This window comes from Zestomonas ipomoeae (assembly GCF_057128665.1).
In genome coordinates this window covers 1-20,166 of record NZ_JBSKHQ010000004.1, presented here as the reverse complement: position 1 = coordinate 20,166, position 20,166 = coordinate 1, and the positions used below count along the sequence as shown (strand labels likewise).

The 20,166-nt window shown below is 61.6% G+C and carries 17 protein-coding genes and 1 pseudogene; 2 read left to right on the top strand and 16 right to left on the bottom strand.

The window, feature by feature from the left end; all coding sequences use genetic code 11:
- Positions 1 to 13: 13 nt before the first annotated feature.
- On the bottom strand, positions 14 to 904 hold the full coding sequence (locus ACWKV7_RS07165; protein ID WP_483856971.1) for a tetratricopeptide repeat protein: 891 nt from the start codon (positions 902 to 904) through the stop codon (positions 14 to 16).
- A gap of 502 nt (positions 905 to 1,406) precedes the next feature.
- Here ACWKV7_RS07165 and ACWKV7_RS07160 point away from each other — a divergent pair.
- The gene (locus ACWKV7_RS07160; protein ID WP_483856970.1) at positions 1,407 to 2,546 is read left to right on the top strand and encodes an RNA ligase RtcB family protein; all 1,140 of its coding nucleotides are present in this window, start codon (positions 1,407 to 1,409) and stop codon (positions 2,544 to 2,546) included.
- Positions 2,543 to 3,160, top strand: a complete 618-nt coding sequence (gene prfH, locus ACWKV7_RS07155; RefSeq protein WP_483856969.1) for a peptide chain release factor H — start codon at positions 2,543 to 2,545, stop codon at positions 3,158 to 3,160. Before ACWKV7_RS07160 ends, prfH begins: the two co-directional genes overlap by 4 nt.
- 101 nt (positions 3,161 to 3,261) lie before the next feature.
- Here prfH and ACWKV7_RS07150 read toward each other — a convergent pair whose 3' ends face one another.
- The 15 genes and pseudogenes from ACWKV7_RS07150 to ACWKV7_RS07080 form a co-directional block, all read right to left on the bottom strand.
- The gene (locus tag ACWKV7_RS07150; protein WP_483856968.1) at positions 3,262 to 4,692 is read right to left on the bottom strand and encodes an aspartate kinase; all 1,431 of its coding nucleotides are present in this window, start codon (positions 4,690 to 4,692) and stop codon (positions 3,262 to 3,264) included.
- A gap of 91 nt (positions 4,693 to 4,783) precedes the next feature.
- Positions 4,784 to 5,701, bottom strand: a complete 918-nt coding sequence (thpD, locus tag ACWKV7_RS07145) for an ectoine hydroxylase (RefSeq protein WP_483856967.1) — start codon at positions 5,699 to 5,701, stop codon at positions 4,784 to 4,786.
- A 27-nt stretch (positions 5,702 to 5,728) separates the two neighbouring features.
- On the bottom strand, positions 5,729 to 6,124 hold the full coding sequence (locus ACWKV7_RS07140) for an ectoine synthase (protein ID WP_483856966.1): 396 nt from the start codon (positions 6,122 to 6,124) through the stop codon (positions 5,729 to 5,731).
- A 155-nt stretch (positions 6,125 to 6,279) separates the two neighbouring features.
- The gene (gene ectB / locus ACWKV7_RS07135) at positions 6,280 to 7,554 is read right to left on the bottom strand and encodes a diaminobutyrate--2-oxoglutarate transaminase (protein ID WP_483856965.1); all 1,275 of its coding nucleotides are present in this window, start codon (positions 7,552 to 7,554) and stop codon (positions 6,280 to 6,282) included.
- Positions 7,551 to 8,093 carry a diaminobutyrate acetyltransferase gene (gene ectA / locus ACWKV7_RS07130; RefSeq protein ID WP_483856964.1) on the bottom strand — a complete coding sequence of 181 codons (543 nt, stop codon included), beginning with the start codon at positions 8,091 to 8,093 and terminating at the stop codon, positions 7,551 to 7,553. The genes ectB and ectA overlap by 4 nt, the downstream gene beginning before the upstream one ends.
- A gap of 648 nt (positions 8,094 to 8,741) precedes the next feature.
- Entirely contained in the window at positions 8,742 to 10,415 is a 1,674-nt protein-coding gene (locus tag ACWKV7_RS07125; protein ID WP_483856963.1) for a phosphoinositide-specific phospholipase C-related protein, read from the bottom strand.
- 313 nt (positions 10,416 to 10,728) lie between these two features.
- On the bottom strand, positions 10,729 to 11,346 hold the full coding sequence (locus ACWKV7_RS07120) for a hypothetical protein (protein ID WP_483856962.1): 618 nt from the start codon (positions 11,344 to 11,346) through the stop codon (positions 10,729 to 10,731).
- A gap of 77 nt (positions 11,347 to 11,423) precedes the next feature.
- Positions 11,424 to 11,798, bottom strand: coding sequence for a hypothetical protein (locus tag ACWKV7_RS07115; protein WP_483856961.1), 375 nt, complete (start codon positions 11,796 to 11,798; stop codon positions 11,424 to 11,426).
- A 210-nt stretch (positions 11,799 to 12,008) separates the two neighbouring features.
- A complete protein-coding gene (locus tag ACWKV7_RS07110; protein ID WP_483856960.1) occupies positions 12,009 to 12,479 on the bottom strand; it encodes a hypothetical protein in 471 nt (156 codons plus the stop codon).
- Between the two features lie 58 nt (positions 12,480 to 12,537).
- A complete protein-coding gene (locus ACWKV7_RS07105) occupies positions 12,538 to 12,873 on the bottom strand; it encodes a hypothetical protein (protein ID WP_483856959.1) in 336 nt (111 codons plus the stop codon).
- Positions 12,874 to 13,742: 869 nt separating this feature from the next.
- On the bottom strand, positions 13,743 to 14,810 hold the full coding sequence (locus tag ACWKV7_RS07100) for a hypothetical protein (RefSeq protein ID WP_483856958.1): 1,068 nt from the start codon (positions 14,808 to 14,810) through the stop codon (positions 13,743 to 13,745).
- Positions 14,797 to 15,288 carry a hypothetical protein gene (locus ACWKV7_RS07095; RefSeq protein ID WP_483856957.1) on the bottom strand — a complete coding sequence of 164 codons (492 nt, stop codon included), beginning with the start codon at positions 15,286 to 15,288 and terminating at the stop codon, positions 14,797 to 14,799. Before ACWKV7_RS07095 ends, ACWKV7_RS07100 begins: the two co-directional genes overlap by 14 nt.
- Positions 15,289 to 15,386: 98 nt before the next feature.
- Positions 15,387 to 16,622, bottom strand: a complete 1,236-nt coding sequence (locus ACWKV7_RS07090; RefSeq protein ID WP_483856956.1) for a hypothetical protein — start codon at positions 16,620 to 16,622, stop codon at positions 15,387 to 15,389.
- Positions 16,619 to 19,843, bottom strand: a complete 3,225-nt coding sequence (locus ACWKV7_RS07085) for a hypothetical protein (RefSeq protein ID WP_483856955.1) — start codon at positions 19,841 to 19,843, stop codon at positions 16,619 to 16,621. The genes ACWKV7_RS07090 and ACWKV7_RS07085 overlap by 4 nt, the downstream gene beginning before the upstream one ends.
- Positions 19,840 to 20,166 (bottom strand): annotated as a pseudogene (locus ACWKV7_RS07080) (type VI secretion system tip protein VgrG); the annotation flags it as partial. The pseudogene ACWKV7_RS07080 and the gene ACWKV7_RS07085, both read right to left, overlap by 4 nt.

The window sequence follows — 20,166 nt, the reverse complement described above, 5'->3', positions numbered from 1 at the left end:
GAAGTGCGCCGTTCTAGCGACCTTCGAATTCGTTCGCGTCCAGCACGCACTCGCGGCGCAGCACCCGGCGATCCGCCGTCGCCCACTCATCCAGGACCTGCTGGATCAGCGCCTCGTCCGGTCCGGCGATGGCGATCACCCGCAAGGTCTCGTCGGCCGCGACTTCCTCCGGTTGGTGATGATCATGGGGGTGGCCTTCCGAGCATTGCTTGCAGAGGATGCGCACCGAGCGCGACCAGTCCTCGGCGGCGATGCCCTGTTCGCCGAGGCGCGCCAGCAGCTCGTCGACGTCCGCCGGCGCGGCCACCTGCAGCTCGGCTTCGTAGGTGCTTTCGGCCGATGCCGTGAACAGCTCCAGCACATTGAATACCGGGTACTCGCGGCCATTGTGTTCGCGGTAGCCCACCGCCGCGCCGTCGTGCAGCACCACGTCGCCGTGGCAGTAGCCCGACCCGGCATAGGGAATGTTCAGCAGCCGCGCCCGCACCGGATCGATACGGCGGGCCCAGACCACCTCGGCGTCCTCATCCGGGTTGAGGCGCACCGGGGTCATGCCGAAGTCCGACTCGATGGGCGCATGGCCCGGCTCGATGTTCAGGCCCAGGCGTTGCCAGGTGGCGCGGGCGGTACCCCAGTCGCGCAGGGCGGTGGCGGCGATGGCCAGGTTCCAGTTGCTGGCCTCGTCCTCCGGGTCGAAGTCGACGGCGAACTGGTTGTGCCGCTGCGACAGTTGCCAGTTGCCCCGGTACTTGTGGATCAGGCCGATGTTGTAGTGGGTGGTCGGGCGGGCGAAATCCAGCTCCAGCGCCTGGCGGTAGCATTCCAGCGCTTCGTCCTCGCGGCCCTGGTCGGACAGCTCGATGGCTTGTTCGTGCAGCGCTTCGGCAACGTCTTCGGCGGCCATGATGTTCCTCGTTGGGTGATACCGGGCTTCCGGCGATTGCGTGGCGCGCCGGATAAGCCTAGGATGCGCGCCTTCCCTCAACCGACTGCAAAGGAGCCACATCATGCAACAGCTGATCACCCTTTGCAGGTCGCGCCTGGTTTGATCGCTCTCGCCGCTGAACGTTAGCGGTCCGCTCTGCCCGGCTCCGGCCTGCCAATCCGATAGGGTCTGTTAACGCTTCGCCGTGGCCGCGACGGCGCCTGTTTTTGCGCGGAACTGGACGCGAGACGTGAAGTTTGGTCGTCCAAATGAACCGTCGAGCAACGACGTGCCGCGCAAAAACAGGCCCGTCCCTGCGGGTTGCGCGGCAAATGGCGCCAGCCGTCGTTGCAGGACTTGGCAAGGGAATACCATTCCCTGCGTCCTGCGCCTAGCCTGGCGCCATTTGGCGCAGCAACGCGGCTCGCGCCGAAACGTCAACAGACCCTAGTTCTTCGTTTCAACCCATCAGGATTGGACTATGGGCACTTGCATTCGCAATCTGTCCGACGGCGTCGCTTTGATCGCCGCGGACGACACCTGGATCGAAGGAAAAGCGATCCAGCAACTGGAAACCACCGCCCGCCTGCCGGGCATGCAACGGGTCGCCGGCATGCCGGATCTGCACCCCGGACGCGGCTATCCGGTCGGCGCGGCGTTCTTCTCCGTCGGCCGGCTGTACCCGGCGTTGGTCGGCAACGACATTGGCTGCGGCATGGCGCTGTGGCGCACCGATCTAGCGACGGCCAAGCTGCATCTCGACAAGCTGGAAAAACGCTTGGGCGATCTGGATACGGCGCTCGACGACGACTGGCAGGACGCCGTCGCCGCCTTCGGCCTGCCGCCCTGCGGCCACGAGCATTCGCTGGGCACCATCGGCGGCGGCAATCACTTCGCCGAGCTGCAGCAACTCGACCAGAGCTTCGATGACGAGGCGCTGGCAACCCTGGGTATCGACCGCAAGCACCTGCTCCTGCTGGTGCACAGCGGTTCGCGCGGCTTGGGCGAGGCGATCCTGCGCGAGCAGGTCGAGCTGTTCGGCCATGCCGGGCTGGAGACCGACACGGCCGCCAGCGCGCACTACCTGGCTCGTCACGACGGTGCGCTGCGCTTCGCCGAGGCCAACCGCCAATTGATCGCCCGACGCATGCTGGAACGTTTGCGCGCTGACGGCGAGGCGCTGCTGGATATCAACCACAACCTGGTCTCGCCGGCCTGCATCGGCGGGCTCGATGGTTGGCTGCATCGCAAGGGCGCCACCCCGTCCGACCAGGGGCTGGTAGTGATTCCCGGTTCGCGTGGCGATTACAGCTATCTGGTCGAACCGCTGGCCGACGAGCGCAGCCTGCTGTCCCTGGCTCATGGCGCCGGTCGCAAGTGGATGCGCAGCGAGTGCAAGGACCGCCTGGCCGCGCGCTACAGCGTCGAGCAACTGGCGCGCACCGCACTCGGCAGCCGGGTGATCTGCGCCGACCGGGCGCTGATCTACGAGGAAGCGCCGGAAGCCTACAAGGCCATCGACTCGGTGGTCGGTGCGCTGCGCGAGGCCGGCCTGCTGCGGGTCCTGGCGCGGCTGAAACCGGTGCTGACCTACAAGACGCGGGTAGGGTGCTGCCGATGATCCTGCTGCAATTGTCGGCGGCCCAGGGGCCGGAAGAGTGCGCCCTGGCGGTGGCCAAGGCGCTCCAGCGCCTGCTGGCAGAGGCCACCGGGCAGGGCGTCGAGGTGCGCGTACTGGAGCAGGAGGCCGGCGAGCGTGCGGCTACCCTGCGCTCGGTGTTGCTGGCCCTGAGCGGCGCGGGTGCCGAGGCGCTGGCCGATGCCTGGAGCGGTTCGCTGCAATGGATTTGCGCCAGCCCCTATCGGCCGGGCCATAAGCGCAAGAACTGGTTCTTCGGCGGCGCGCGCTTCGCCGCGCCGCCAGCCAGCCTGGAGAGCCAGGTGCGCTTCGAAACCCTGCGCTCGTCGGGGCCCGGCGGGCAGCACGTCAACACCACCGATTCGGCGGTGCGTGCCACCCACCTGGCCAGCGGCATCAGCGTCAAGGTGCAGAGCGAGCGCAGCCAGCACGCCAACAAGCGCCTGGCCCTGGTGCTGATCGCCCGTCGCCTGGCCGAGCAGGCGGAACAGGCCAGCGACGCGCTGCGCGCGCAGCGACGGTTGTCCCACCATCGCCTCGAACGTGGCAACGCCCGTCGCCTGTTCAAGGGCGAGCGCTTCGACGACGTCACCTAGTACGGAAAGCGGCCCGCCCGGGCCGCGATTCCTCGGCGTGCGAAAGCGTTTCGAAGTTGCATCTGCAGGGCGGTCCGGCGCTTGTCAGAACGGCGGGTAGGTTAGGCCGCCGCAATCACCTCGCCATGGTTCTCCGGCTCGATCAGCGCGCGGTGCAGCGCGGCCACGGCGGCGGCGTAGTCTTCCTCGTTGACCACGCATTGCATTTCCACCTGGCGGATCGACTGGTGCACCGCCTGGATGTTGATGCCCGCCTCGGTCAGAGCGGCCATGGTCTTGGCCAGGATGCCCTTGACCTTCAGATCCGAGCCGATTGCCGAGACGATGGCGACGTTGTGCACGGTGACTTCGGCGGCCGGGTAGCGCTCCTCGATCAGCCGCGCGGCGCGGTCGATCAGCTTGCGCGAGCCGGAGGCGTAGTAGGTGATGCTGTTGGCGTCGGAGTCCTTGTTCACCACGTACAGGCGCAGTTGCTTGAGCAGCTTGGTGATCTCCATGTCGTAGCCGACATCGCCGAGCATGTCCTGATCGAACACTTCGAGGCCGAAGACATCCTTGCGCCCGGCGATGATTTCCACGCAGGGCCGCTCGCTGCGGTAGCTCTGGCTGATCAGCGTGCCGGCGTGCTCGGGCTCGAAGGCGTTCTTGATACGCAGCTCGACACCGGCACGACGCAGGGTCTTGGCCGCGCGCGGGTGGATCGCCTCCATGCCGAGGTTCGACAGCTGGTCGGCAACGTCATAGTTGGTGCGGCCGATGGTCACCACGGTGTTCTCGCCGACCAGCTTGGGGTCGGCGCTGGAGAGGTGGAACTCCTTGTGGATGATCGCCTCGCGGGCACCGGTGGCAGCGGCGATCTGGGCGAAGGTGATCTCGCTGTAGCCGCGGTCGAAGGTGTTCATCAACCCTTCGCTGCAATGGGTGTAGCCGGTGGCGACGGCCAGTTCGCGGGACAGGTCGACGTCCTCGAAGCGGCTGCGGATCATCGCCTCGAACGCCAGCGGCGCCTCCAGGTGCCAGCCGGTGAGGTCGACCAGCTTGGCGTTGACCCCGCGCTGCTTGAGCGCCAGCACGGTGTTGAAGGCGCTGTGGGCCTCGCCGAGGGAGGCGAGCATTTCACGCACCTTCATCAAGTGCTCGGTGAGTTGGAAGTGGCCGTAGGCGCAGAGTCGCTGCAGGCTGAGCATGCACTGGCCGGCATCGGCGATGCGCGATTCGACGAACTGGTTGGCCGCCTGGCGCTCGAAGGCGCTGGGGAACAGCTCGGCGTTCTTCGCCAGCATGCGTTGGCGCACGGCCTCCAGCGCATCGCGCCAGGCCTCTTCGCTGCGTGCGTCGGCGAAGCGCTGGTAGACGCCGGGTTCGCCGGTCTTCTTGTGCTCCAGCAGCAGGTTGGTGATGCCGCTGTAGGCGGAGACCACGAAAATCCGCTGGTACAGCTGGTTGCCCTGGCGCGGGCCGATGAGGATGTTGTTCAAGACTTCTTCGAAGCGGCTCATGGACGTGCCGCCGATCTTTTCTACGGTATGCATGTAGGCGTCCAGTCGTAGGTGAATGCTTCCCTGGGCCGGCAAGCGCCGGCCAAAGAGCGAAGGCAGGCCCGCCGCGGGCCTGCGAGGTCGATCAGAGGTACTGCTGCGGCTGGATGTCCAGCGCGGTGAAGTCCTCGCGCTCGGCGACGAAGGCCGGGCGTGGCGCGTGGGCGCAGAAGGGTGCCTGTACGGCGTTGTCCACCTGGTTGTAGACGTAGAACAGGTTGCTGCGCGCGCTGGGCGTGATGTTGCTGTTGGAGCCGTGCAGGATGTTGCTGTCGAAGAACACCACGCTGCCGGCCGGGCCGAGCGCGGTATCGATGCCGTAGCGGCTGGCCATTTCGCTCAGGCTGTTGTCGTCCGGCACGCCGAACTGCTGCTTGCGCAGGGACTCTTCGTAGTGGTTCTCCGGCGTGGCGCCGACGCAGCGCACGTAGTGCTTGTGCGAGCCGGGGATCAGCAGCAGCGGGCCGTTGTGCGGCTCGTTGTCGGTGAGCAGGATCGAGCAGCTCAGTGCGCGCATGCGCGGCATGCCGTCCTCGACGTGCCAGGTCTCGAAGTCCGAATGCCAGTAGAACTCCTTGCCGGTGAAGCCGGGCTTGAAGTTCATCCGCGACTGGTGCACGTACAGCTCGCCGCCGAGGATGAAGCGGGCGATACCGGCGATGCGCTCGTCGCGGGCGACGCGGGCGAATAGCGGGTTGTCCTTGTGGATGGCGAACACCGAACGCACCGCGCCGCTGTCCGGCTCGGCGATGGTCTTGCCGGACTCCGCCACCGCCGGGTCGCGGCGCACGCGGTCGAGCTCCCGGCGTAGCACCGCCACTTCCTCGGCGCTGAACACGTCATGCATCACCAGATAGCCGTCACGCTCGTAGCGCTCGATCAACTCCGGGGCGATGGGCGCGTTCTCCAGATCGCGGCGGTAGACCACCGGGTCCTGGCGTTCCTTCCAGCTCGGTTCGTCGTGCTGGCGCGAGGGGTATAGGTCGGTTTGCTCAGGGGTCACGCGTCGATTCCTCCCTTGTGGCCTGATTCAGGCGACGGTTTCGGCCTCCAGCGGGTACACGCCGCTTTCGTCATGGACTTCCTTGCCGTTGAGCGGCGGGTTGAACACGCAGGCCATCTTCATTTCGCTGAAGCCGCGCAGCAGGTGCTCGTCGTGCTTGTCGAGGATGTACAGGGTGCCGGGCTTGATCGGGTAGACCTTGCCGTCGGCCAGGGTCTCGATCTCGCCCTCGCCGCTGATGCAGTACACCGACTCCAGGTGGTTCTGGTACCAGATGTGGGTCTCGGTGTTGGCGTAGATGGTGGTGATGTGGAAGGAGAAGCCCATCTTGTCGTCCTTGAGCAGCATGCGCGTGCTCTCCCAGGTCTCGGTGACGATTCGGCGGCTGGACTGCTCGCAGTCGTTGAGGGTGCGTACGATCATTTTTCAATTCCTCAAGAGGCTTGGTTGCAGGCTGTGTGAAAACTACTGCGCTCGGTTATGCGGCGTTAAAAACAGGCTCGGAATGCTCATTTACAGCTCGTAAACTCCGCTTCCTCGCCTGTTTTTGCCTTGCCTAACCTTCGCTCGCTACGTTTTCACACAGCCTGTTCGCGGGCCTGGTCGGACATCACGGCGGCGAAGGCCGCGTCGAGAATGCCCATGGCCTTGTCGATCTGCTCTTCGCTGATGGTCAGCGGGCACAGGCACTTGACCACCTCGCTGTGGGCGCCGCTGGTTTCGATCACCAGACCGTGCTCGAAGGCGTGGCGGCAGATGGCCGAGGCGGTGTCGCCGTCCGGGCAACTGATACCGACCATCATTCCGCGGCCTTTGACGAACAGCGAGTCGGGGCCGTAGCGGCGCACGATCTTGTTCATGCCGTCGGCGATGCGCTTGCCCTTGGAACGCACGCTGCGGGCGAACTCGTCGTCGCGCCAGAAGTGCTCCAGGGCGGCGGCGGCGGTGACGAAGGCGTGGTTGTTGCCGCGGAAGGTGCCGTTGTGTTCGCCCGGCTTCCACTGGTCCAGCTCGCGGCGCAACAGCAACATGGCGAACGGCAGGCCGAAGCCGGACAGCGACTTGGACAGGGTGATCATGTCCGGCTTGATGCCCATCTCTTCGAAGCTGAAGAAGGTGCCGGTGCGGCCGCAGCCGGCCTGGATATCGTCGACGATCAGCAGCATCTCGTGCTTGCGGCAGAGCTTCTCCAGCTTGCGCATCCATTCGGCGGATGCGGCATTGAGACCACCTTCGCCCTGCACCACCTCGACGATCACCGCGGCCGGCTTGTCGATGCCGCTGCTGGGGTCGCTGAGCAGTTTGTCCATCATGGCGATGGTGTTGACCTTGTCGCCGAAATAGTTGGCGTAGGGCATGCGGCTGACGTCGGTCAGCGGCACGCCGGCGGCACCGCGATGATGCTGGTTGCCGGTGGCGGCCAGGGCGCCGATGGTGCAGCCGTGGAAGCCGTTAGTGAAGCTGATGATGTTGTTGCGTCCGGTGACCTTGCGCGCCAGCTTCAGCGCCGCTTCCACCGCGTTGGCGCCGGTCGGGCCGGTGAACTGCATCAGGTAGTCCATGCCGCGCGGCTGCAGGATCAGCCGGCTGAAGGTTTCGAGGAAACGCTCCTTGGCATCGGAGTACATGTCCAGGCCATGGGTGAGGCCGTCGTTGCCGATGTAGTCGAGCAGCGCCTGCTTGAGCACCGGGTGGTTGTGCCCGTAGTTCAGGGTGCCGGCGCCGGCGAGGAAATCGATGTAGTGCTTGCCCTCGCGGGTGATCAGCTCCGCGCCGCGCGCTGTTTGGAACACCACGGGGAATGAGCGGCAATAGCTCCTGACGGACGATTCGTTCTGTTCGAAGAGTTTCATGCGGTCTCCTTGAGGCTTTTTTCCAAGACGGGGGCCAAGACAGGGGCGTTGAACGGGCCGGCGCGGTAGAGCACTTCGTCCTCGTGCTGGCCGGCGAAATGCACGGCGCGGGAGAACAGGGTGCGGGTCTGGTAGTCGACGCCGAGGCGGGCGAAGGCCCGTTTGAACAACGCCTGGGAAGCGCCGTTGTCAGGCGAAATGGTGGTTTCCAGGTAGCGAACGCCATCGGCGGCGACGCGCTCGGTCAGTGCCAGCAACATGCGCAAGGCCAGGCCCTGGCCGCGCAGGGAGGCATCCACCGCCACCTGCCAGACGAACAGCGTGTCGGCGCGCGCGGGCGGACGGTAGCCGGAGATGAATCCCACCAGTTGACCGTCGGCGTTCTCGGCGGCAATGGCGGTATCGGCGAAGTCGGAGCATTGCAGCAGGTTGCAATACACCGAGTTGGGGTCCAGGGGCTGGCAGCGAGCTACCAATTGGTGAAGCGAGTGTCCGTCGCCGTCGGTTGGGCGACGGAGTGTGACGGGAGCAAAACTCAAAACAAAATCCTTGAAGTTGTGCGAATCCCTATTAGGGTAAACATAGCGGGAAAATTTTCTCAACCCGAACTCCGGATATTCGCCGTGCTCAAGCACCGTGCACTGGCGTGCAGCGCCTTAGTTACGGGGGCTGCAACTATCCTATTGAAATTTTCGAAAGAAGCGATTCGCGGGGTAATTCACCGAGCATCGCTGGCGAAGTTCATCGTGCAGTCAGAATAGTTGCACGATGATGGCCGGTCGGAGTCAGTGAAAGACCCTGGTGGAATTCATGTAGCCCAGTAAACATGAGGGTTTTAGCGATGATCCTGGCGTTCGGATATGCCGTCTGGAGTACTGCCGAATAGCGGTGTTATTCACGGGCAGATATTTGCGAATATCCGGAAAAATATGCGCACGGAGAACTCGCCGGTCAGCGCCTGGCCAGGCTGCGGTATGGGGCGATAAATAGATGATATATGTCAGGTAAATGACAGGGTGGAGCCGGCGAATCAATCGCTAATTGAGGCGCTAATTGTTTCGCTGATCAGCGCCCACTGCAGGCCAGGCAATCGTCGCTATCGTGCGGATATATAGCCGTTATTTCGGCGCAAGTTGCGGACGTTATGGCGCCGGCTCGCGGTCGTGCGAACCGGCGGATCGAGTCGTTTACTCCCACAGCCACTGCTGGGAATCGCCGCCGTGGTAATTCCACAGATGGGCACGCTGGCCTTGGCCCCAGAACGGGTCCTTGATATCCAGCGCCATGCCCGGTGCGTGGGCCGGTCGCAGCGAGTTGTTGCTGCCGCGCTGCCAGACCTGGTTGGCGCCGTCGTGGCAGCTCCACAGAACCACCCGCGTGCCCTTGCCGGTGCCGCCACCGGAGACATCGGCGCACTTGCTCGGGTCCATCTTGCTGTGCAGGCGCCCGGCGGCGTCCTGGTACCACAACTGGCTGTCGGCGCCGTGGCAGCTCCACTGGTGGATCTCGGTACCGTTGGCGGTGCTGCGGCCTTCCAGGTCCAGGCAGTAGCCCTTGCCGTTGCGTAGCTTGCGATAGACCGGAGCCGGCGCGGGCAGGGCAACGAGGCTGGGGTGGTCGTTCGGCACCCAGTGGCCTTCCTGCTGCCGGTCGGAGTAGGCCAGCCACACCTCCACTTCGCGGCCCACATTCAGCTTGTGCTGCATCAGCTGCACGTTCTGGTAGCCGTTCTTCGGTACCGCGAAATGGTAGTCGCCACCGAATTCCGCCTGGCACAGCGCCTCGCCCTGGGTCCAGATTCCAGGTGTCCCGGTGATGCGCCAGTTGCCGGCGCCATCGCGACAGGCGAAGGGCGCCTGGCGCTGGCAGTCGATATCGTTGAAGCGGCCATCGGCGCGCTGCTGGGCGCAATGCTCGTTGCCGGCATAGTTGTTCGGCTCGTCGCGGCCCCAGCTCCAGATATGCGCCGCCATGCGCGAGTCGAACGGCTGGATATGATCGAGGCCGATGATGCCGATGCCGCACTGGGTCAACTCCGCCATGCGCCGCGCATCGATGGCTGGCGGTGGGTTGCCGAACAGCTTGGACAGCTGGGTGCCATCCTCGTAGATGCGCATCAGGTTGCTCTGGATATAGGCGGTGCTGTAGCTGTTGGTGCGGCACGCCGGATAGGCCTGGAAGGTGTCGTTGTCGGTCGGGTAGCCGTAGTTGTATGCGCTGGCCGCCCAATTGCCGTGGCTGCAATTGCCGCCGACGATCAGCACCTGCTTGCCGGCGTTCAGCACCTCGGCTCGGCTAAGGTTCATCGGCAGGCTGCGGCAACTACCGGGGCGATAGAGCAGGTCGCCGATCTGCGCATTCAACTCGTTCAGCGCACGGTCGTACTGCCCATCCATGTGATCCTCGATGTACAGCAGCAGCACTTCCTGACGATTGGCCGGCTGGCGCAACCAGCTGCCGATCTCCGCCAACCCGTCCTTGAAGCGCCGGTCGAAGGGGCTGCAGCCGGTGTGATTGTCCTGCCCATGGCAGAGCAGCAACTCCTTGCTGAAGGCGTTCCCGAGGGTGTAATGCACATCCAGTTCGATCCCGCGAATGCCCAGGTCGAGCTGCTCGGAAAGGCTCAATTGCTGGTTAGGGTCCCAGTAGCTGCCGAGGTTCTGGTAGTGCTTGGAGTTATAGGCGTTATGGGCATGCAGAAAGCTGGCGCTGCCCAGCGGACTGCCCAGGTCCAGCAGACGCTGCAGCGATAGCGCGCGGTATTCCCAGCTCTGCCGGTAGCTGTCCACCTGCGGATTGGCGAAAGCCGGGAGGCCGAGCAGGCACGCCAGGCCCAACACGAGTGCACGGAAAGGCGACATGAGACGACTCCATCCTTGTTGTTTTGGGGAGTGCGAAACGGTACGAGTCAGGGACTTTAGCAAATAGCCAAGAGGCGCTTGCGTGAGGGGGCGCAGCTGCTCTAGACCGGGGTTTTTGGCGCCGGCGCGGTGCTGCGGGGAACTGCCCGGAGGGCTCTAGGACGCGGCTTGCACCACACCGTCCGGCGCGCCAGAACTAAAAGCTGGAAAGCTTGGCGAGTTGCTACTTGCTTGGCTGTTCGTGTCTAGCGGGAGGGTGGTGCGGTAACAATCGCTCGCACGCTATGCGAGCCAGATCGATTCGTTGGTGCATTCAGGGCTGGAAGCTACGCAGCTTCTCCAGCGTATAGCCCAGGGGCGGCAGAGCGTGCGAAAGACGCTGGAGGTGTGCGGCGAACGTCTTCTTTGGCCCTCGTAGCGCAATGAAGATGGCATCTCCATCATCCAAACGAATCGCGATGCCGCGCTCGCGGCAGAAGACCCAGCCCATCTGCTTGAAGGGAGCAACCGAAACGATCCTGCTGCGTGCGACCCAGTCCCGGACCTGTTCCATGGCTCCATTGCGGTTCGGTGCTTGCTTGCGTAGCGAGATGCCATCCTTCTGAAAAGTGACACTTAGATCGTACTCATCCTCGCAGACGGGCTCCGGCGTGGTGACCCACTTGATGAAGGCGCCAGCCAGCCCGACGAACACGGCCACCCCCAGCAGTAGCGGTAGCTCTTGCTTGCGGTAAACCACGTTGGCGAGCGATATCAGAAAGAGTGCCCCTGCCACCCAGGAAATATGTGCCTGGGTCCATTCGAACCGGGGGCGCGGGAATCCTCGATCAGCCTCGCCGATCAATACCTTCTCGATCTCGCTGCTCAATCGAAACGCGTTCTTTTCTGCCTGCTTTTTAGCGCGGGCAGAACGGGCGGTTGCTGTCGACATGTGGCTGGGGTCCGGCGTGATGACGGGCTTCGGTTCGAGAATCGCTGCCTCGGGAGGCAGCGATTGGCATGAACGGCTTATTGTGCGCTCGCTTGCAAATCCAGCGTTAGATCGAGCGACTTCTTCGTTGCCGACATCAGCAGCCAGCCCAACGCGATGGCGCCCAGGGTGACGGTGATCTGCACCTCGAACGAGATCACCCCCGCCCATTTCAGAACGATCGCCACCAGGCTGGCCAGCGCAGCACCGGCGACCGCCACCATGCTGACCATGCCCGCGCTGCTGAGGGACTGGAACCTGGCGCTTTCCTCTGGCGTCAGCGCCAGCGACTGCTTGCAGTTTTCGCAGCTAATGCAGGAGTTGCTCAGGAGGGTGGTGAGCTGCTCCTGCACCAGCCCGAAGGTGGCCTGGCAGTTGGAGCAGGCGCCTTGGATTGTCGATGTATCGGTCATTCGCTTGTTCATCCTTGATTGGAGGTGCGGGTAGGCCTGCATTGGCCTGGGTGGGTTATCAGGTTGTAACCGGACGAGGCCCGTCAATGCGGAGCGCAGCGATTTCCTGCTGCGCAGCCAGGAGTTGCATATCGATCCGGTCGACACCGGGCAGCGAGCAGAGCCGTTGCACATCCTGAAGGACCAGATGAAGCGGCCGGAAGGTATTGATCAACAGATGCGGCGTTTCGCCCGAGCGGAAGTCTTGATCCGATATTGCCGCCAGCGATGAGTCCCTATGCGTGCCTCATGCACCACTTTCGATTCCAGAACAATGGACTCGATTTGCGAAAACGGAATGCGAATATCAGTTGAAAGCTCCGGGTACTGACCGCAAGTAAAGGTCAGCAGCAGGCCGCCTTGTTCTGCATAGGCTTCGGTCCTGTCTTCAGGAATCCCGCGTCCAAGAAGGTATAGGACCACAAGCGGCAAAATAGGCGTGGTAAGTGCCGCTATTCCTACTAGCCAATCGCGCTCGGTTATCAAGCCAAATATGAATAGCCCCAGCGAAACCAGCGCACTTGCCAGGGCAAGCTTTCCATGATGGTTGCCAGGTTGGCGCACCAGCGGCTCAAGGCACTTGAACTCGGCATCGGTGAAATGAACGTTGTTAGCAAAAAGCCGAATCCGATTCTGCCCCACTGCGATCCCTCGACAAAGAACATCTACTCGCCCGACAAACCAGCGCTTGGTGGTCGAGTTATCCAGTCTGGTAGTTTACGTGCTCGGCCATGATATTGGGGCGCTGGAGGGTATCGATATTGGCGATGCGCTCGATCATTTCCTGAATTTTTCTCTTGAACGTGACGTCGTCCATATCGCGCCAGTAACGGGGCTCGCGGCCGGTCTGGCGGTCGTGCTCGGCGGTGGTGGGGTCGAGGTGGCGGAAGGCTTCCAGCTCCGGCGTGTCCGGCAGGGGGTGGCTGATATCCATATAGTTCTGCAGGTAGTCCCAGAGGGCGCAGGGTGCGGAGGTGCTGCCACTGGGGGCGACGAAGTTGGCCATATTGATCCAGATATCCCGGTAGCGGTGCACGATGCACAGCACATTGTTGGGCAGGCCCTGGCGATCCGGAGAGACGGTGATATAGGCGTCGAATTCGTAGAAGGGCGCGACCTTCTCGCCGATGGTGCCGTTTTTCTTGTATTCGCCGTTGTTGTCGTAATCGAAGACTGTGACCAGTCCGGTGCGGCGATTGAACTCCCACAGCGGGCCTCGGGACGCTTTGATCCAGAGTTTGGGGAAGTGGTTTATTACAAGCCAGCCTACCCCCCCACATAACCAGTAACGGAAGAATCATGTAGAGAAAGGTTTCTATCAGTAAGGTAAACAATCTTTCTAGCCAATTCGGCTCACTATAGTTAATAACTAGTAGCGCCGAGAAAAGCATGACAGGGGTAATTATTATGGTCCCCCCCTTTCCAAATACCTGCATATATATCCAAAATTTTGAACTTGCCGGTAACTGGGCATGCCTGATTTTTTCGTTGTCAAGGCGAGCATGCAGATCCAAATGCTCCAGTAGCTTGGGAACGTATGTGCCTTGTTCCAGCTGCTCGGCCTTTTCCTTTTTAACGGCTTCCACCAGGCGCAGGTCGCTGGGCTTGGCATTGTTCAGTACATCGAGTGGAACCAGATCCTGAGTATTGCCCCAGGGCAGGCGCATACTGCCGAAGCGGCGCAGCCAGGGCTGTTTGCTGGCCGGCGGCTGGTCGGGAATATGTTCCGGGCTGTAGGCGCCGGGGCTGTAGAAGACATCAGGATTCGGCATGGGTCTTCTCGTCGGCCCAGAAGGGAAGGTCGGTGGTCTTGACGTTCGGGGCTGGCGACTTGCCGTTTCTGATCGGCTGGGCCGCAGCCCGAATAAGCGTCAGCGCAATCTGGGGCCGTGCTTCCCGGATTGCTCAGCCACCGTAGCTCACATGTCGGGCCATCAGGTTGGGGCGGCTGAAGGTGTCGATCTGGGGAATGCGCTCGGTCATTTCCCGCACTTTGGCCTTGAAGGTGTCGTCGTCCATGTCCCGCCAGTAGCGCGGTTCGCGGCCGGTCTGGCGGTCGTGCTCGGCCGTGGTGGGGTCGAGGTGGCGGAAGGCTTCCAGCTCCGGCGTGTCCGGCAGGGGTTTGCCGATATCCATGTAGTTCTGCAGGTAGTCCCAGAGCGCGCAGGGTGCGGAGGTGCTGCCGCTGGGGGCGACGAAGTTGGCCATATTGATCCAGATATCCCGGTAGCGGTGCACGATGCACAGCACATTGTTGGGCAGGCCCTGGCGATCCGGAGAGACGGTGATATAGGCGTCGAATTCGTAGAAGGGCGCGACCTTCTCGCCGATGGTGCCGTTTTTCTTGTATTCGCCGTTGTTGTCGTAATCGAAGACAGTGACCAGTCCGGTGCGGCGATTGAACTCCCAGAGTGGGCCTCTGGAGGGTTTGATCCAGAGTTTAGGAAAGTGGTTTATTACGAGCCAGCCTATTCCCCATATTATTAGCAGCGGCAGGATAGAGCAGAGGAATACATTGAATAAAATATGCAGTAGCTCGGGCAGCCAGTCCGCGCGTTTGTAGTCAGCGGATAATATAAATGAGATTATTATTATTGGTGACATGAGTATCGTTCCACCTTTTCCAATTATCTGCATATATATCCAAAACTTTGAACTTGCAGGTAGCTGGGCATGCCTAATCTTTTCGTTATCAAGGCGAGCATGCAGATCCAAATGCTCCAGTAGCTTGGGAACGTATGTGCCTTGTTCCAGCTGCTCGGCCTTTTCCTTTTTAACGGCTTCCACCAGGCGCAGGTCGCTGGGCTTGGCATTGTTCAGTACATCGAGTGGAACCAGATCCTGAGTATTGCCCCAGGGCAGGCGCATACTGCCGAAGCGGCGCAGCCAGGGTTGTTTGGTCGCCGGCGGCTGGTCGGGAATATGCTCCGGGCTATAGGCATCGGGGCTGTAGAAGGCATCAGGATTCGGCATGGGTCTTCTCGTCTGCCCAGAAGGGAAGGTCGGTTGCGTTGAAGTCTGGGGCGGGCGACTTGCTTGCGTCCGCCTTGCCGTTTCTGATGGGCGGTGGCGGGAACAGCCAAACGAGCGAGCCGGGGCGTCCGCCTTTTTCACCTCCGTCCAGTGCCAGGCGGAATTGTGCCCGTACCTGCCATTCATGATGAAGGCTGGTGTCACGCGCATTACCGGTCCAGGGGCGGGCGGGGGGCGTATTCAGGTAGTACGCGCGGCCTTCGGGCAGTGGCCGCTCCTCACTCGAAGGTTCGTGCACCTTGATCAAGGGCCCGTAGGCGTCGCCATTGCCGCGATAGCGTACTTCGCTGGTGCGCAGACGACAGTGCGCCATGATACCCACCTCGCCCAAATGGGCGAGCATGCCAGGCAGGTTGCTGGAAATGCGGATGCGGGTATTGGCGCTGGTCAGCTTGCGCAGGTCGGGGTCCTGATTCATATCCAGCTTGGCATCGGGTTGGTAATAGGGGTTGCGCTCGATGGCGATGCGGATAGCGACAGGGTCTCCTGCGCGTCGCCCAGAAAGCCGAAGCCCCGTTAACCCCGGTGCACATTGTCGAAGTCGTCAGCCCTGGGCGTGGCCTGGATGCCCTTGGCTTCCTGGCTGCGGTAGTAGGCTTCGATGCTGAGCGAGGGGTCTATGGCGGCTTCGACGATGCAAGGCTTTTGCTGCCAGGGATAGGCGTCGACGCGCTTCATGCGCTCGCCGCGTCCGCGCTTTTCCCAGGTTTTGTAACTCATGTCGCGCCAATGGCGTGGGTTGCGTCCAGTCTTGCGGTCGTGCTCGGCAGTGGTGGGGTCTAGGTGGCGGAACTGTTCGAGGATGGGCAGATCGGGCAGCGGCTGGCTGACATCCATATAGCGTTGCAGGGTATCCCAGAAGGCCAGGCAATCCTTCAGGCGCATGCCCATGGACTGCACCCGGGCGCCGAGGAAGACCTTGTTGCCGGTATAGCGGTGGAACAGCCAGAGCGCATGGCTGCCGCCGCCGTAGCGGTCGGGACGGTATTCCACGACTGGGTCGAATTCGTAGAAGGGCGCGACGAAGGGTTTACGAAAGCGCCGGGCGAAGCTGAGCATGCCGGTCTGACGGTTGAAGGCACTGCCATCGTGCTGAAACAGACGCAGATAGGTGACGAGCAGGAAGTCCCAACCGATCCAGCCCATAAAGATGCATGTGGCCATTAGAGCGCACATCAAGAAAAGCAAAAAGCCATGCTCATCCGTTTGATAGTTGGCAAAGGAAAATATTAAAGCGGCGGCCAATCCGATCCCGACTTGAGTCAAATAGCCATGATGATTCTTTTTATTTTTCCCTATGAGCCAGGAGCTCAGAAAAACCATTGATAGTGAGAAGAGCACCACTAGCAGCTCTGCTAATAAATCAAGGTTATCATTTTTTATATGCATTGATGGGACGGTGAATAGCCAGAACAACCAAGGCCAGAAAATAAGACAAGTTGCCTTTAAGAACGGAACTAAGATCAGGAATGCGCTGAGATTTTCGAAATTCCAGCGTTGGTGGTTGACGAACAGCTTGGTATCACCGTCTTTCTCGAGATGATGCAGATAGCCCGCCACTTGGGGGTTCAGATACTGGTCGGTATCCTGCCAGGGCTCCAAGTGGGCGTAGTGGCCCCAGCGAAGCGGGGTGCGTAGCAAGCCGCCGAGGTCGCCGTGACGGTTGGTAGGGGGGAGCGGCGGCAGGGCTTCGGCGCGGTAAGCGGCGGGGCTGTAGTAGTCGCTAGAGTCAGGCGAGGTCTGAATGTTCATAGAGGCTGAAAGTCGCTCTGCTTGATGCACCAATAGGGCGCTTCTTCTTCTGTATCGTTCGATCGTGGCGCGAGGCGAGGGTCGTATGGCTTCCAGCTGCGCGGCGCAGGTTGCGGGAGGATTAAATTCTTATACTCCGGAAACAAGTCGTCAGCACGGCATTGCAATTCGCTCAGATGAAATTGAGCGCAGACTCGCAGGGCATAGCGGAAGCTGTAGCCCGGGACCCATTCTGGTGGGTATTGCCGGCCCAGAACGAACAACACGCGGGTACCATCCATGACGAGCGGTCCCAGTTTCTCTCTCGGGATGTTGCGTGGCGGCTTTCGATAGTCCCACCCTCTACCATATGTGAGCTCTGCGCGACGCTCCCACGCGTGCAGAATAAAGCTTTGACCATTTGGGTATTGGCTGAGCAGGGCCGATTCCAGTTCTACGACCCAATCCAAAGCATCGAGATTCACTTTATGACGCGTGGTGGCTTTTTTCACTTCTAGCCGCTCTTCCTTCGGCGCTTTGGCGAACCAATCGCTTACGCGCGCGATACGTATCTGGGGCTGACCGAGCGTGCCGAGGAGTTGCTGATAGGCTAGGTGCGGATCATTCATCTGTGGGTGGCGCTGCTTGCTGCCGAAAGGACCGTGCTTGACCGCCTGCTCTGCCGGGCTGTCCGCCAACAGAGCGGCAGCGGCTAGACCGCCGACGAACAGGCCGAGGCCGACTGCAATGGTCAGCGGTCCTCCAAGCAAACCCAGGCCGTACAGTGCCCAGGAGGCGGCACCGGCAAAGGCCAAGCCGCCATAGGCCAGAGCTTGGTCGTCCTCGCCGTCACGGTAGGCGCGGTAGCCGTCCCAGCTGAATAAAACCGCTGTCAGGGCCATGCCGCCGACATTGCCGATACGGGAATAGCTGATTAGGCTGCTGCCGGAGCGCTGCCTCAGAATGCTGGCCCAGCGTTCCGATTGAATATAGAAACCCTTCTTTTCCCAGAACGTATACCAAGAGGTCCCCGTCTTGCCGAACGCTTCGAGTACTCGAAGCGCCGTAGTGTTAGCGGCTATGGATAGATCGGTTACAGCACTCAGTGCACCAGTTCGAAAACGCCATGGCTCTGCACTCTTTAATTCCCTTGCTCCAATCGTATTCGCATACAAACTAAATGCCGCACATACCGTTGCCAGTGCCGGCAATCCGGGGGCGGTGCTGAGGGTCTCAAGCTTGCCGAGGTGCGGCGCTATATTCCTGATCTTGGCGAACTGTGCCACTACCGGGTCGTCTGCAGGGGCGGCGATAACTAGGATATGGCCGAGTTCGCGGCGCGCAAAGTTCTGGCGGGAAAAGCCTAGCCGATTGGCTTCTTTGCCGCTGGTGGTAGCGACAGTGCTGCCGTCCTTGGCCTCAAGGTTAGCGTATAGGTAGTTATCTCGGGTAAGGGTTTGCCGCTCGGTGGGGGTAAGACCGAAACTCAGGCCGCCGCCATGTACACCCAGTATCACCAGATTTTGGTTCAAGGCTTCGGCTTGAGTGATTAGTTTCAAGCCATCGGCCTGGCTGTGCAGCTGCTTGAGCAGATTGAAGCTTGGGACGAAGAGACGATCAAGTTTTATCTGCGTGAGCTTTGCATTCTGCTCGATGCTCTTCAGCACCAGGGCACTGCTACGGATGTAGTCGCCCAGTAGTTCGTCAATGCCTAGGAGCAGGTTCTGCGCCACATAGGCTTGACCGAAGAAACCCAGGGAGCAGAGGCCGACCCGCTCGGGCTCCGCTTCGGTTTTTGGAGTGGCTTTCTTTTTCAGGGCATCCAGGCGCTTCAAGGTATCGGAGCGTTGGTCCGGCGCTTGGGGAAGCAGGTTGCGTGTCAACGCATGCTTGCCTTCGGCGAGTTGCTCCGCCAGTTTGAGCGCGTCGCCGATCACTTTCCGGTTTTCCGCTTCAATGCAGTGCGAGTCGCAGGCCTTGGGGGAGCGCAGTGCCTGTTGTATTGCGCTGATAAGCGCATAGGGCTCCAGAAGGCGCTCGTCCGTGGCGTACAGGAAATCGTTGAAGAGGGCGGAACGCGAATTGACCAGTTGGACCAGGCGCTCCTGAATTCCGTAGAGCTGGTTGCGCACAGCTTGGCGCTCGTCGTGCAGAACGGCCTTTTTCAGGGCGCGCAGGTCCAGGTGCTTCACAAACTCGTTGAGTGCGCCCCCGCTAGCCATCGCGTGCTGGTACAGCAGCTCGGCGTAGTGGCCAAAGGGTTGGTGTGGTATCAGCGCGTTCTGCATCTGGAGCAGTTCCATGCACAGGCGTGCTTGGGCCGTGGCATGGCGCAGGCTGAACAGCGGGTCGTCGAGCATCAAGCCCACTAGTTTTGGATTGCCGCGCAGTTGGTATTCAGTCAGCAGGTCTTTCGTGGCCAGGGGCGGCAGCGGGTCGGGGGGCGTCTGGTTCATATGTCCAGCCAGTTCCCTCTGGCGGCTCTCCAGTTGCCCAAGCAGTGAGCCAGCGGGCAGCGCCTTGAGTTGGGGCGTATACAGCGACGGGTCTTCCAGCAGGGTTTCTAAATGCAGTTCCCGAGCGCAGAGGCCCTGGGTGATGTTGGCGATGGGGAGCGCCGGCATGGTTTGGGTCGGCTTCCACTGCTTGGCATCCACCACCGCGGCGGCCCACGCCGGGCGAATATTCTGGCAGCGGTTCTTAATGCGGCCGCTGCTGGCTTCCAGCCATTGGATGTACTCCCAGGTCCAGGGCATTTCGCTGTAGGCCATATAGAGGTCATTGGCTATGTCGCGGCCCTGTAGGATTACCGGTAGGATGATCAGGTGCTGAGTTTTGCCGACGGGATCGCGTTGGTTAGCTTTTCCCCCCTGCTCGGCCATCTTGCGCCAGTGGGAGACGTCCACTTCGGACAACTGTCCTCTGCCGTCGCACTCCAGTTCGCGCCATAACCTGTTTTGCAGGAAAACGTAAATGCGGCCGGGGCGTGGCAGGGCGCCTCTGGGAGCTTCGCTATGGCTGTCGTATCCCGGTAGGCGTGCCATTGGCACCACAGCCAGCAGGGTGTTCTGCTGGATGTTCTCTTCTTCTTCAGTGGTACGGGCGTCGAGCAGGATGGGCAGTTGCAGCTTGCCCCCGTCCTTGCGATCAACATTCAACACGAGACGAGCGCGACGAGTATTTTCATATTCCGTACTTTTGCGGACACCCTGCTCGATGTTTTTATCGTTGAAACTGCTCATGCCTTGTCCTCCGGATCCAGTAGCTCGATTTGTCCGCCCTGTTCCGGGTCCCCCCAGACATCAACAATCAGCATCTCTGGTCCTTTTTTGCCCTGCTCAGGAGGGGCGAGAGGGGTATTAGCTCTGGCCTTTCCGGTTTTTTCCCCAACTGGAGCGGTATCGGCCGGCTTTGGTTTGACCGGCATGATGGGGCTGGCCCCGGAGCCACTGCCACCTGCGCCTCCCGAGTTCACCTTGATCACCGGCCCGACCAGGGTCACGCCGCCGCCGTCGAGTTTGACGAAGCTGCCGCCGCCCTTGAGGGTCAGTTCGCTGCCGGCTTC

Excerpts from the sequence above, each read along its gene's own strand:
- ACWKV7_RS07165 (WP_483856971.1), bottom strand. The coding sequence starts at position 904 with ATGGCCGCCGAAGACGTTGCCGAAGCGCTGCACGAACAAGCCATCGAG.
- ACWKV7_RS07160 (WP_483856970.1), top strand. The coding sequence starts at position 1,407 with ATGGGCACTTGCATTCGCAATCTGTCCGACGGCGTCGCTTTGATCGCC.
- prfH (WP_483856969.1), top strand. The coding sequence starts at position 2,543 with ATGATCCTGCTGCAATTGTCGGCGGCCCAGGGGCCGGAAGAGTGCGCC.
- ACWKV7_RS07150 (WP_483856968.1), bottom strand. The coding sequence starts at position 4,692 with ATGCATACCGTAGAAAAGATCGGCGGCACGTCCATGAGCCGCTTCGAA.
- ACWKV7_RS07140 (WP_483856966.1), bottom strand. The coding sequence starts at position 6,124 with ATGATCGTACGCACCCTCAACGACTGCGAGCAGTCCAGCCGCCGAATC.
- ectB (WP_483856965.1), bottom strand. The coding sequence starts at position 7,554 with ATGAAACTCTTCGAACAGAACGAATCGTCCGTCAGGAGCTATTGCCGC.
- ACWKV7_RS07125 (WP_483856963.1), bottom strand. The coding sequence starts at position 10,415 with ATGTCGCCTTTCCGTGCACTCGTGTTGGGCCTGGCGTGCCTGCTCGGC.
- ACWKV7_RS07120 (WP_483856962.1), bottom strand. The coding sequence starts at position 11,346 with ATGTCGACAGCAACCGCCCGTTCTGCCCGCGCTAAAAAGCAGGCAGAA.
- ACWKV7_RS07115 (WP_483856961.1), bottom strand. The coding sequence starts at position 11,798 with ATGACCGATACATCGACAATCCAAGGCGCCTGCTCCAACTGCCAGGCC.
- ACWKV7_RS07100 (WP_483856958.1), bottom strand. The coding sequence starts at position 14,810 with ATGCCGAATCCTGATGCCTTCTACAGCCCCGATGCCTATAGCCCGGAG.
- ACWKV7_RS07095 (WP_483856957.1), bottom strand. The coding sequence starts at position 15,288 with ATGAATCAGGACCCCGACCTGCGCAAGCTGACCAGCGCCAATACCCGC.
- ACWKV7_RS07090 (WP_483856956.1), bottom strand. The coding sequence starts at position 16,622 with ATGAACATTCAGACCTCGCCTGACTCTAGCGACTACTACAGCCCCGCC.
- ACWKV7_RS07085 (WP_483856955.1), bottom strand. The coding sequence starts at position 19,843 with ATGAGCAGTTTCAACGATAAAAACATCGAGCAGGGTGTCCGCAAAAGT.